Genomic DNA, 12,400 nt, shown 5'->3' with positions numbered 1-12,400 from the left:
TACGCATCCGGTGAAGACCGCAGGCGGAGTAGCCCGCGCGGATGGACGATTGATCGGAGCGATCAGGCAGCGGCAGGGATGGCGGTGTGCTTCCAGCTCCAGGGCAGCAGGTCTGCGATCCTGCTGGCCGGATGATCGGGCAACCTGGCGAGGACGTCGGCAAGCCACGCCTGCGGGTCGAGGTTGTTGAGCTTGGCGGTCTGGATCAGGGTGTAGATGGCGGCAGCACGGCGGCCGCCATCGTCGGAGCCGGCGAAGGTCCAGTTCTTGCGGCCGACGGCCACGGCGCGCAGCTCGCGTTCGGCCGCGTTGTTGGTCATGCACAGCCGGCCATCGTCGATGAAGCGCGTGAACACCTCCCAGCGCTTGAGGCTGTAGTCGATCGCCTTGGCGGTCTCGCTCTTGCCGGAGAGCTTGGTGCGGCGCTCGTGCAGGAAGGCATGAAGCTCATCGACCAGCGGGCGGCTGCGCGCATGGCGCGCGGCTTTGCGCTCTTGGGCCGGCAGACCGTTGATCTCGCGCTCGATCGCAAACAGAGCGTCGATCTTCGCGATCGCTTCGATCGCGATCGGCGCCTTCTTCAGCCGTGCGATCTCGAAGAACTTGCGCCGTGCATGCGCCCAGCAGCCGACCTCGATGATCGGGCCCGGCTTCCGCGATGGATCGTAGAGCCTGTTGAAGCCGGCATAGGCATCCGCCTGCATCGGTCCAGCATAGGTCGCAAGATGCGCCTCTGGATGGGTGCCGGAGCGGTCGGGCGAGTAGAAGAACAAGGCGGCCGGCGGCGCGTGCCCGGCGAAGGGCCGATCGTCGCGCACATAGGTCCAGACGCGCCCCGTGCGCGTCTCGCCCTTGGCCAGAACCGGCACCGTGGTGTCGTCGGCATGGATGCGCTCGGCAGCGAGGACATGCGCCTTGATCGCATCGACCAGCGGCATCAATGTCGCCGCCGCCGCGCCGACCCAGTCGGCCAGCGTGGAGACGTCCAGCATCACACCTTCGTGCGCATACGTCGTGCTCTGCCGGTTGAGGGGCAGGTGCAAGCCGTATTTGGCGAATAGGATGTGCGCGAGCAGACGCGGTCCAGCGCGCCCGCGCGAGATCGGATGGAACGGCGCCGGCGGCTGGCTGATCGCCTCGCAGGCGCGGCAGGAGAACTTCTCACGCACATGCTGGATCACCTTCCACTGCCGCGGCACGAGCTCCAGCGTCTCGGTCACGTCCTCGCCGATCTTGCGCAACCTGTCCCCGCCACAGCATGGACAATTGGCCGGCGCGGGATGAACGACGCGCTCCCGCGGCAGGTCTTCGGGCAGCGGCCGCCGCGCCGGACGCCGCCGCTCGAATGGCTGCACGTCTATCTTCGCGGCCTTAGCGCGTTCGCCTGCCAGCTGCGCATCGGCTTCGGCCTCCGATGCATCCTCCTCGAGGTCGGCGAGTTCCAGCTCGAGCTGATCGAGCACCGAGGCGCGCTCGGAGGATTGGCCGTGCTGTTCGTGCTTGAGCTTGGCGATCGTGAACTTCATCTGCTCGATCAGCAGCGTGCGGGCGCGGACCTCGGCTTCGAGATTGCGTGCCTTGGCTTCCGCCGCAAGCTTGGCCGCCTGGCCGGCGAGCACCAGCGCCTTCAGCGTCGCGACATCATCAGGGAGCGAATCGGCTGTGATCATCACAGAAGATGGAATCACAGCTCCGCCCGGCACGCATCAGTGCCGTGACGTTCGAGCCCTCAACCAACAGCTTCCGGGCGCCACGTCCGCTGCGGATGCCGCCAGTCGATGCCTTCGAGCAGATAGCCGAGCTGGGCCGGCGTGATCGTCACCGCTCCGTCAACAGCCTGTGGCCAGATGAAGCGGCCGCGCTCCAGCCGCTTGGCGAACAGGCACATGCCCTGGCCGTCGTGCCACAGCACCTTGATCAGCCCGCCGCTGCGGCCGCGGAACACGAACAGATGGCCGCCATGCGGATCGCGCTTCAAGGTCTCCTGGACCAGCAGCCCCAGGCCGTCGAAGCCCTTGCGCATGTCGGTATGGCCGGTCGCCAGCCAGACCTGTGTGCCGGAAGGGATCGGGATCGTCATCGCGAGCCCGCCCGGAGCGCCGTGATCACCGCCGTCACCGTCGCGGCATCCGCCGCGCCGCTGATCCGGATCTTGGTCTCAGTCCCGATCTCGACTTCGATCAGCCCCTGAGGCGGAGCTGCCGCTGCGTGAAGATCGGGATCGGCTGCAATCGTCACAGCGGCGAAGCCGGGCACGGCAGTCTCCTCGCCGCACAGCTGCTGGCGCCAGCGGAACACCTGGCTGGAATGCACACCAAACGCGCGCGCCACGCCCAGGATCGTCGCACCCGGCTGCAACGCTGCAGCGACGATGCGCTCCTTGTCAGCCCGCGACCAATGCCGCCGTCGCCGCTCCGACGTGATCACTTCAACTTCCGCTTTGGCCATAGGACTAGCTCCAGGACTAGTCCTATGGCTTCGCGAAGCCTCACTGCCGACGCAAGGTGGCCGTCACCGGGGGCTTACCGCGCTGCTGCTGACCGCCTGACATCTGCCCGGGATATTTCTGCGCCTGGTGCGGGATCTTGACCCGTTCCAGGAACTTCATCGCGGTCGCCTCGGCCTCCTTCTGCGGAACATTGCGCACCCAGATCGGCGCCAGGGTGCAGTTCTCCAGCACGGTCAGATGCGGGAACAGGTTGAAGCTCTGGAACACCATGCCGACCTCGCGCCGAACCTCGTCGACCCGCTTGAGATTCGGTCCGAGATCGATGCCATCGACATTGATGTCGCCTTCCTGAAACTCCTCCAGCGCGTTGATGCAGCGGATCAGGGTCGATTTGCCGGAGCCCGAGGGCCCGCATATCACGATGCGCTCGCCCTTTGCGACGGCGAGATTGATGTCACGCAGGACGTGGAATTCGCCGTACCATTTGTTGAGGCCGGAAATGCTGACGATCGAATTTGCGGTCATTTGTATCTTGCTCGATGATCTCAATGACGCCGGTGCGCGTTCAGGCGGCGCTCGACCAGCAGGGAGTAGCGTGACATGCCGAAGCAGAAGACGAAGTAGATCAGCCCGGTGAAGGCGAACCCCGTGAACGCGGTCGTCGGCGTCGCCCAGACCGGATCGGCGAACGACGCCTTGAGGCTGCCGAGCAAGTCGAATAGCGCCACGATCGACACCAGCGAGGTGTCCTTGAACAGCGAGATGAAGCTGTTGACGATGCCCGGAATGACGTGGCGCAGCGCCTGCGGCAGCACGATGAAGCTCGTCGTCTTCCACCAGGACAGGCCGAGCGCGCTCGCCGCCTCCGCCTGCCCCCGCGGAATCGCCTGCAGGCCGCCGCGGATCACCTCCGCCATGTAGGCCCCGGAGAACAGCGCCACGCCGACCAGCGCCCGCACCAGTCCGTCGATGCGCATGTTGCCGGGCAGGAACAACGGCAGCATGTAGGTGGCGAAGAACAACACCGTGATCAGCGGCACGCCGCGCACGAGCTCGATGAAGGCGATCGAGAACAGCCGGATCAGCGGGATCGTCGAACGGCGGCCGAGCGCCAGCGCGATGCCGATCGGCATCGAGGCGACGATGCCGATCACCGAGACGACCAGGGTGACCAGCATGCCGCCCCAGAGCCGGGTGTCAACGATCGGAAGTCCGCCACGATCGAGGCCCATGATGGCGATGACGAGCGCGATGCCGGCGAAGGTCGCGGCGGTGGCGACGACGCTGCGCAGCGCCCTGCTGCCGCCGCCGATGACGAACACCAGCGCCGTGACCACGATCGCGGTCAAAGCGAGATCGGTCCAGACCGGCTGATGCGAGGCCTGCAGCTGATCGCGAAGCCAGACCAGCGGCCAGATCAGCAACGACGCCAGCATGCCGATCAAAACGACGAGCTTGCCGAGCAGCCACAACAGCATGCCGACGACCGGAAGGTTGGCACCGCCGCGAACCAGGGCGTTGCCGGCGGTGTCGACGCTCTCCGCGAACAGCTGCAGCGTGGCCGCGCTCCAGCTCACGCCGAAGCCCGACAATCCCCCGCCATAGAGCAGGAAGAATGCGACCACCGGAAGCGCGAAGAAGAACAGGCCGGCGTTGAGCCCCTTTGCCGGCAGGCGCGGGATCAAGAGCGGCACCAGCAGCACCACGGCCAGCCCATAGGTCAGGTTGACCCGCCAGCGCTCGGCGTCGGGATAGAAGCCGTACATGAACTGGCCGAACTTCGCGGTGACATAGGGCCAGCAGGCGCCGACGGCATGGCCGACGTTCTGCGCAAGACAGGCTTCGCGATCCTTGCCGACCCAGACGGCATCCACCAGCAGGAACTTGAGCGCCGGGATCACCGTGAACCAGATCAACAAGGCGCTCACCAAAGTGAGCAGGATGTTGGTCGGCGAATTCAACAGCCGGGTGCGGACGAAGCCCGTGAAACCCGTGGTCTTGACCGGTGCCGGCCGTTCGCCGGCCATGTCCTGGCGAATGAAGGTGGAGGCTGTGATATCGGTCATGCGCCAAGTCTCTTCATGCGCCAAGTCTCTTGCCAAGTCGCCAGCTGTAGAAGCTCATCATCGCGCTCGTGATCAGCGAAATCGCCAGATAGACGCCCATCGTGATCGCGATGATCTCGATGGCCTGGCCGGTCTGGCTCATCGTCGTGCCGGCAAACACCGAGACGAGATCGGGATAGCCGATCGCGACGGCGAGCGACGAGTTCTTCGTCAGGTTAAGATATTGGTTGGTCAATGGCGGCAGGATCACCCGCAGCGCCTGCGGCACCACGATCAGGCGCAGCACCGTGCCGCGGCTGAGGCCCAGCGACAGGCCCGCTTCCATCTGCCCCTTATGCACCGAGAGGATGCCGCCGCGCACCACCTCGGCGATGAACGAGGCCGTGTACATCGTCAGCGCCACGGTCAGCGCAACGAGCTCGGGGATGATGCGCGAGCCGCCGGCGAAGTTGAAGCCTTTCAGCACCGGAACCTCGAAGGCAACGGGCGCTCCGAACATCAGCATCGCAACCAGCGGCAGGCCGACCAGCAAGCCGAGCACGTAAGGCCAGATGCGCATCGCATGGCCGCGCACGAACAGCTCACGCCGCGCATAATAGCGCAGACCGAGGGAGACCACGATCGCGGCCCCGAGCGCGATCAGGAACGGCGTCAGGCCGGGCTCCTCGATCGGGCGCGGAACGATGAAACCGCGATTGTTCAGAAAGAAGGTCGAAAACAGCGAGATGCTCTGACGCGGCCCCGGCAGCGCCGACAGCACCGCGAGATACCAGAACAGGATCTGGAACAGCAAAGGCAGGTTCCGGATCAGCTCGACATAGGCGCCTGAAACCCGCGACAGCAGCACATTGGGCGACAACCGGCCGAGCGCGACCAGGAAGCCGAGGATGGTCGACAGGACGATGCCGATCACGGAGACCAGCAACGTATTGAGGATGCCGACCAGCAGCACGCGGCTATAGCTGTCCGAGCCGGAGTAGCTGATCAGGGCCTGGTTCACGTCGAACCCGGCCGTGTTGTTGAGAAATCCGAAGCCCGACGTGATGCGTTGGGCCGCGAGATTGCTGCGGGCGTTGGCTACGATCTCGTAGCCAACCCACACCAGGACTGCGACGAACAGAATCTGCAGGATCACACCGTTCCATCCTGCCTTTCCTCCGAGCATGCGCTTCAAACGAAGCCCATATTGCGCAGGCGGTAGCCTCGCTTCGATACTCATTCGCCGCAGCCCCGATATCGTAGAACGATCAGCGGATCGGCGGCGCGTATTGCAGACCGCCCTTGTTCCACAGCTGGTTCAGTCCGCGGGCGATCTGCAGCTTGGAGCCGGCTCCGACATTGCGCTCGTATACCTCGCCATAATTGCCGACCGCCTTCACGATCCGGGAGAACCAGTCCTTGGTGAGGCCGAGCTGCTCACCGAGATTGCCATCGGTGCCGAAGGCGCGCTTGAACTCGGGCTTGTCCGACTTGGCCATCTCGTCGACGTTCGCCTGCGTGACGCCGAGCTCCTCGGCGGTGACCAGCGCAAACAACGTCCATTTGACGATATCGAACCACTGATCGTCACCGTGACGGACCATCGGTCCGAGCGGCTCCTTCGAGATCACCTCCGGCAACACGACGTGGTCCGCCGGGTTGGCAAGCTTCAAACGCTCGGCATAGAGGCCCGAGACGTCCGTCGTGTACACGTCGCAGCGCCCGGACTCATAAGCCTTCACCGTCTCGTCGGCACCGGCGAACGCGATCACCTCGTACTTCATCTTGTTGGCCTTGAAGTAGTCGGCGAGGTTCTGTTCGGTCGTGGTGCCGGTCTGCACGCAGACAGAGGCGCTGTTCAGCTCGAGCGCCGAATTGACCTTCAGCGCCTTCTTCACCATGAAGCCTTGGCCGTCATAATAGGTGACGCCAGCGAAATTCGCCCCGAGCGAGGTGTCGCGCGACAAGGTCCAGGTCGTGTTGCGGGACAGCACGTCGATCTCGCCCGATTGCAGCGCGGTAAAGCGGTCCTTCGCGGACAGCGGCACGAACTTGATCTTGGTCGGATCGTTGAAGATCGCGGCAGCGACAGCGCGGCAGACGTCGACGTCGATCCCGGTCCAATTGCCCTTGTCGTCCGGCGACGAGAAGCCAGGAAGGCCCTGGCTGACGCCGCAGGCGAGCATGCCGCGATCCTTGACGGTCTTGAGAGTGTCGGCCTGAGCGCCGACGCTCGCCAGGATCGGGGCAAGAGCAAAAGTAAGAGCCAGAGTGACGCGTTTCATAAGCACAGCCTTTCGGGTCGTCCTTGGGGATCGATGAAATCTCCGCGCGTGGGTGGGCCGACCTGAATCCGCCAGTGCAAACGCCATACCAAAAATATGGCGAAGACCATGCACAACCAGGTCGTGCATGGCCAATTAAGCGGATCATCGCGGCAAGCCCCTCAACGTGCAGCGATCGAATAGCGCCAGCATCACAGAACGACTGGCGCTCCGGGTCAAGGGGTTGACGGCCCTGTTCTGCATTCTGTTATTAACGAACGCAGTCCTGGCCGATTTTCACGATTCCGGCAGGCTCAAATGAGAGCAGACACGCGACATGGCATCGAAGAACGACCCCGCTGCGGCGGTGCGACAAAATGTCGGAACACGGCTGATCACGGCGGGCAGAGACGCGAAGGCGCAGCATGGATTCGTGAATCCTGCGGTCTTCCACGGCTCGACCGTTCTTTACCCCACAGCCGACGACCTGCACGCGCACCGCGGCGAATTCCAATATGGCCGCCACGGAACGCCCACCACCAAGGCGCTACAGCAAGTGCTGATGGAGCTCGAAGGCCCGCAATGCGCCGGCGTCGGCATCGCGCCGTCGGGTCTTGCTGCGATCTCGACGACGCTGCTGTCGGTGCTCAAGGCCGGCGACCACGTGCTTGTCTGCGACAGCATCTACCGTCCAACCCGCAATTTCTGCAACGGCATGCTGGCCCGTTATGGTGTCGAGACGACTTATTTCGACCCACTTGTCGGCTCAGGAATTAAGCAACTGCTCAAACCGAATACACGGGCAGTCGTCGTCGAGGCCCCGGGCTCGCAGTCCTTCGAGATGCCGGACATCCCGGCGATCGCGGCCGTGGCGCACGCCCATGGCGCGCTCGTCATCGACGACAACACCTGGGCCACGCCGCTCTATCACCGCTCGCTCGAGCAGGGCGTCGACATCAGCATGCAGGCGGCCACCAAATATATCGGTGGCCATTCCGACATCATGTTCGGAACGATTTCGGCAAACGAGAAGGCCTGGCCGTTGATTGCCGAGGGCATCCGCCTGCTCGGCGTCTGTGCCGGCCCCGACGATGTGTTCCTGGCGTTGCGCGGCGTACGGACGCTTGGCGTGCGGCTGGCTCAGCATCATCGGTCCGGCCTGGAGATGGCGCGCTGGCTCGCCGCGCGTCCCGAGGTGATCGACGTGCTGCATCCGGCGCTGGAGAGCCATCCGGGACATGCGATCTGGAAGCGCAACTTCACCGGCGCTTCAGGCCTGTTCAGCATCGTGCTGCAACCAAAGCCGCAAGCCGCAGTTGATGCGATGCTCGACACGCTGACGCTGTTCGGCATGGGCTATTCCTGGGGTGGCTTCGAGAGTCTGGCGATCCCGTTCGACTGCACGAGCTATCGCACCGCCACCAGTTGGACGCCCGGCGGCCCGACGCTGCGCCTGCATATCGGCCTGGAGAACGTCGAGGATCTGAAGGCGGATCTCGACCGCGGATTTGCCGCGTTCAACGCGGCCTGACCACGTCGGCAGCGGCCGACGAGGTTGCGACACGTGTGTGCGGCGGACGGCACGGCGAGCATCGCCCTGCCCGCGTCTCCGGGCCCAGCCGCTCCCGCACGGGCTGGGAGCCGTCGGGCAGACGCAGCCTGCAAACGAAGTTGCTCGTCATGCCCGGGCTTGTCCCCATGACGAGGGAGACGTCGGGAACATGCACTGAGATGTGGATCGAACGATCATCTGCCGTGCGAGAAGCGCTTTTGCAGTGTGAGATCGAGAAACCCGCAGGCCCGATCAATTGCTCAGCGTCTGCGACTCGCGCTGGCGGTTCTTGAAGATCAGCATGACGTTGCGGACGTAGATGATGTTCGACAGCAACTGGCCGAAGATGATGACCGGCTCGCGCTTGACGAGGCCATAGATCAGCGTCATCAGGCCGCCGCCGATCGAGAAAAACCAGAAGGCGAGCGGCACGACGCTCTTGCCCGCGCGCTCGCTGGCGATCCACTGGACCAGGAAGCGCGCGGCGAAGGCGAGCTGAGCTGCGAGGCCGAACACCAGCCAGAAATCGAACTTCGCAATGAAAATGTCGTAGAAATAATTGCTGAACGCCTGCCCGAATTGAATCAGCATCACTTCACCTCGATCGCGACCGGCGTCGGCTTCTTGCGGCGGATCAGCCACCACACGCCGGCGAGATCCATGATCCCGATCCAGAGCCGGTCGAAGAACCCGTAATTCGACACGCCCGAATGCCGGGGACGATCGATCACGTCGATATAGGCGATGTCGTAACCCTCGCGCCGCACCAGGGCCGGCAGGAAGCGGTGCAGACCATCGAAATACGGCATCATCAGGAACACGTCGCGGCGAACGGCCTTGAGGCCGCAGCCGGTGTCGCGGGTGCCGTCATGCAGCACCGCGTTGCGGATCTTGTTGGCGATCCGCGACTGCAGCTTCTTGAAGCCGGTATCCTTGCGGCCGACCCGCTGCCCCGCGACGAGACCGACCCGCGCGCCGCCCTTCTCGAGCGCGGCGATCAGGTCCGGGAGGAAGGCGGGATCGTTCTGGCCGTCACCATCCAGCGTCGCCACCATGGCACCATGCGCGGCGCGGATTCCGCTGCGGACCGCCGCGGATTGCCCCGTCGACGTCTCGTGTCGCAAAACGCGCAGGTTCGGCCGTCGCGCCATCTCCTCGGCGAGCCGCTGCGCGGTCTCGTCGGTCGAGCCGTCGTTGACGTAGATGATCTCGTACGGCCACAGACCGTCGAGCGCGGCCGCGATCTCGGTGATCAGAGGCGTGATGTTGCCGGCCTCGTTGCGCACGGGAACGACGATGGAGACGGCAACGGGGGTTTCGGTCGACAAAATTTGGACTCGTGATGGCTTGATCAGACCGGTTCCTGCCCGGGCGCTCCGGCGGAGGCTTATTATGGGGCTTGGGGCCGGCTCGCAACCCCCTTGGCGCAAGAGGCGCTTCCGCGGAATTGCCTGATGCTCTCAGCCCTTTGTTCGAGCAAGATCTTTTCGGAGAACCGATGCCCAGTTCTCCGGATCCTGCGCTAGCGCGGTAGGATCCGGCCGTCCTTGCCGAAGCGGAAGCCGAGCCGCCGGGCTGCGAACGAGTAGCGGAGCAGCATCGCGCAGACCAGGCCGACGACGGCCCCGGCCACCACGTCGCTCGGATGATGGGCAAGCAGGACGAGCCGGCTCGCGGCGATCGCCACCGCATAGATGTACATGGGAACGCGCAGCCGCGGCCAGACGGCAGCCACCGCGAAAGCCAGCGCGAAAGCGGTGACGGCATGCGCCGAGGGCATGCTGAAATAAGCCGGCGTGCCGTTGAACGGCTCGAAGTTGAAGGCGTTCGCCTTGCCGCCGACGAACGGACGACCGCGCCCGATGACGTATTTCAAGGCCTGGGCCGCAAGCACCGAACTCAGCACGGCGAAAAACAGGTACTGAACATGGGTTGCGAAATTGAGCAGGCGGCTGCGCGTGGCCTCGGGCCAAAGCGGCGCGATCAGGATCGTCACGACGACACCGACCGCCAACAGAGCCAGCACATATTCATCTTGGCCGAAATCGGTGAGGATGCGGACCGGCCACAGGCTCGGCGTGCCGCGCGCGGGCATAAGCCCGATCTCATAGGCATCGAAGGCGAACATCAGCACGAGGATCGCACCGACGCCAATGCCTGCGACGAGGAGAAGCTGGCGCGACAGACGCTGCCGGCTCGTCACATCGGGCACGGCTTGTGGACGACGGACGAGCCGGCCGAGCGAGAACTTTCCGACCAGCGCGAGCTGCGACAGATAGGTTGATGAAGGCGAAGGAGTGCCGGGCGCCGACATCTATTCGGTGCCTTCCGAGCGGAAGATCGCGATCGAGACCGGTCGCCCCTGCGAGATGTTGTAGCCGTCGATGCGCTTGGCCACGTTGTAGCGCAGCCCGATCGCCTCGGCCCGCTGCACGAAGGCGCGTTCGGTCCGCTGCTCGACCAGCGCGAAGCGACAGGTGCCCTGGCTCAGGAAATCGGCAGCGCCTGAGCCGTCGGTCAGCTGGGTCGAGGTTCCCGTCATGAACACCAGGCTCGGCTCGTGGAAGCCGGCCGCCGCGGCCTTCGGGCCGACACAGACGACGTTGCGCAGCGCGCGCGCAATCTCCGCGCTCGGGAACAGCGGCGTCAGCGCGGGCAGCACCGCGCCGTAGACCACGAAGGCCAGGAACATCGCCGCGACCGCGGCATTCAGCAGCGAGCGCTCGGCCCGACCGTCGTCATACAGCCACCAGGCGAACAGGCCGAAGATCAGCGATGCGGCCACGAACGGCCAGGCCAGGAACACCGGCTGGTGCGTGACGATGATGGCGCCGATCACGGCGACCACCGAGGTGATGGCGGGAATGGCAAACCACCAGGCGGCGCCGCGGCGCAGCCAGGAGCGGGACAACACCCTCCGCTCCAGGGCGCCGACGGTGAGGATCGCGATCGCCGGATAGAGCGGCAGCACGTAATGCGGCAGCTTGGTCAGGACGGCCTCGAACACGATCCAGGACGGCAGCAGCCAGGCCAGCAGGAACTGCGCGCCCGGCTCGCGCCGCGCCCGCCACACCGCAGGCGCGGCCATCGCCGCCAGCGGGGCGCCGGGCCAGAAGGTGATGAACAGCAGCAGCAGATAGAGGCCCGGCGGCGCGCCATGCGACTCCTGGGCACCGATCTTGCTCAACATGTCGCCGCCGACGGAGTCGGCGAAGAAGGTGTCTCCGGCGCGCAGGAAGATCAGCACGAACCAGGGCAGCACCAGCACGAGCATCCACATCAGCCCCCAGACGAGCCGCAGACGCCACAGCCACGCCGCGCCGCGATCCATGATAGCGAGAGCAATGATCGTGAGGCCGGCAAACATCAGGATCAGCGGCCCCTTGATCAGGATGCCTCCGGCCAGCGCCGTCCAGAAGATCGCCGGCGGCCCCCAGGGGGGATGCTCGGGATCCTCGCCGCGCTGCCAGGACAGATAGACACGGGCAAGCGCGCCCATCGCGGCCACCACCGTGAACAGCAGCATGGCATCGGTCTTGGCGAGCCGCGCCTCAGCGCCGAGCAACACCGAGCAACACATCAACAGCGCCGCGAACACCGCGCCACGCCGCGTGACAAACGCGAGCGCCGTCCAATAGGTCAGCAGCACCGCGCCGATCGCGCCGATCAGCGAGGGAATGCGATACACCCAGATGCGCAGCTGTGCCCGCGGCAGTCCGATCGCAGATGCTGCTTCAACCGCAGCCGACTGCAACCAGTAGATGCCGACCGGCTTCTTGTAGCGCACATCGTCCTGGAAGCGGATGTCGACATAATCGCCGCTCTCGACCATCTGCTTGGTCGCCTGCGCGAAGCGCGCCTCGTCGCGGTCAACAGGCGGAATCGTGAAGAATCCCGGCAGAAACAGCAGCAGCCCGCAGACGAGCAAGAACGCAACAGCCCTGGCGTGGCTGACGGTGACGGCATCGATCATCCGCACCAGCCGATTGCCCGGATTCACCAGGTTCTTCGGCTCGCGCGGCTCTCCAAAACGGGGGCGGGCAAAGGTCTCAACCATGGGGTTCCGAATACGCCGAAACCACCATGCCGA

At 64.9% G+C, this 12,400-nt stretch carries 11 protein-coding genes and 1 pseudogene; 1 reads left to right on the top strand and 11 read right to left on the bottom strand.

Going from position 1 to position 12,400, the window contains the following annotated elements:
* Positions 1–62: 62 nt before the first annotated feature.
* The 7 genes and pseudogenes from tnpC to ACVIJ6_RS29255 all read right to left on the bottom strand — a co-directional run bounded on the left by tnpC (position 63) and on the right by ACVIJ6_RS29255 (position 6,779).
* Positions 63–1,670, bottom strand: coding sequence for an IS66 family transposase (tnpC, locus tag ACVIJ6_RS29285; protein WP_456772119.1), 1,608 nt, complete (start codon positions 1,668–1,670; stop codon positions 63–65).
* A gap of 59 nt (positions 1,671–1,729) precedes the next feature.
* On the bottom strand, positions 1,730–2,080 hold the full coding sequence (gene tnpB / locus ACVIJ6_RS29280) for an IS66 family insertion sequence element accessory protein TnpB (RefSeq protein ID WP_456772120.1): 351 nt from the start codon (positions 2,078–2,080) through the stop codon (positions 1,730–1,732).
* The gene (tnpA, locus tag ACVIJ6_RS29275; protein WP_039187448.1) at positions 2,077–2,448 is read right to left on the bottom strand and encodes an IS66-like element accessory protein TnpA; all 372 of its coding nucleotides are present in this window, start codon (positions 2,446–2,448) and stop codon (positions 2,077–2,079) included. The genes tnpB and tnpA overlap by 4 nt, the downstream gene beginning before the upstream one ends.
* Positions 2,449–2,527: 79 nt before the next feature.
* Positions 2,528–2,974 (bottom strand): annotated as a pseudogene (locus ACVIJ6_RS29270) (amino acid ABC transporter ATP-binding protein); the annotation flags it as partial.
* Between the two features lie 20 nt (positions 2,975–2,994).
* Positions 2,995–4,515 carry an amino acid ABC transporter permease gene (locus tag ACVIJ6_RS29265; RefSeq protein ID WP_456775554.1) on the bottom strand — a complete coding sequence of 507 codons (1,521 nt, stop codon included), beginning with the start codon at positions 4,513–4,515 and terminating at the stop codon, positions 2,995–2,997.
* A gap of 13 nt (positions 4,516–4,528) precedes the next feature.
* Positions 4,529–5,734 (bottom strand): amino acid ABC transporter permease, encoded by a 1,206-nt coding sequence (locus ACVIJ6_RS29260; RefSeq protein WP_456775553.1) that lies wholly within the window; start codon positions 5,732–5,734, stop codon positions 4,529–4,531.
* A gap of 28 nt (positions 5,735–5,762) precedes the next feature.
* On the bottom strand, positions 5,763–6,779 hold the full coding sequence (locus tag ACVIJ6_RS29255; protein ID WP_012043997.1) for an amino acid ABC transporter substrate-binding protein: 1,017 nt from the start codon (positions 6,777–6,779) through the stop codon (positions 5,763–5,765).
* A gap of 316 nt (positions 6,780–7,095) precedes the next feature.
* Between ACVIJ6_RS29255 and metC the strand changes: the two genes are divergently transcribed.
* Complete coding sequence (gene metC, locus ACVIJ6_RS29250; RefSeq protein ID WP_456775552.1) at positions 7,096–8,289, top strand: cystathionine beta-lyase; 1,194 nt, start codon at positions 7,096–7,098, stop codon at positions 8,287–8,289.
* A gap of 273 nt (positions 8,290–8,562) precedes the next feature.
* Here metC and ACVIJ6_RS29245 read toward each other — a convergent pair whose 3' ends face one another.
* The 4 genes from ACVIJ6_RS29245 to ACVIJ6_RS29230 all read right to left on the bottom strand — a co-directional run bounded on the left by ACVIJ6_RS29245 (position 8,563) and on the right by ACVIJ6_RS29230 (position 12,367).
* A complete protein-coding gene (locus ACVIJ6_RS29245) occupies positions 8,563–8,901 on the bottom strand; it encodes a lipid-A-disaccharide synthase N-terminal domain-containing protein (protein WP_456775551.1) in 339 nt (112 codons plus the stop codon).
* Complete coding sequence (locus ACVIJ6_RS29240) at positions 8,901–9,638, bottom strand: glycosyltransferase family 2 protein (RefSeq protein ID WP_456775550.1); 738 nt, start codon at positions 9,636–9,638, stop codon at positions 8,901–8,903. The genes ACVIJ6_RS29245 and ACVIJ6_RS29240 overlap by 1 nt, the downstream gene beginning before the upstream one ends.
* Positions 9,639–9,832: 194 nt before the next feature.
* Positions 9,833–10,624, bottom strand: coding sequence for a phosphatase PAP2 family protein (locus ACVIJ6_RS29235; protein ID WP_456775549.1), 792 nt, complete (start codon positions 10,622–10,624; stop codon positions 9,833–9,835).
* Positions 10,625–12,367 carry an ArnT family glycosyltransferase gene (locus ACVIJ6_RS29230; protein WP_456775548.1) on the bottom strand — a complete coding sequence of 581 codons (1,743 nt, stop codon included), beginning with the start codon at positions 12,365–12,367 and terminating at the stop codon, positions 10,625–10,627.
* Positions 12,368–12,400 lie beyond the last annotated feature (33 nt).

The organism is Bradyrhizobium sp. USDA 4369 (assembly GCF_054056435.1).
This window is presented reverse-complemented; position numbering and strand designations above follow the sequence as displayed.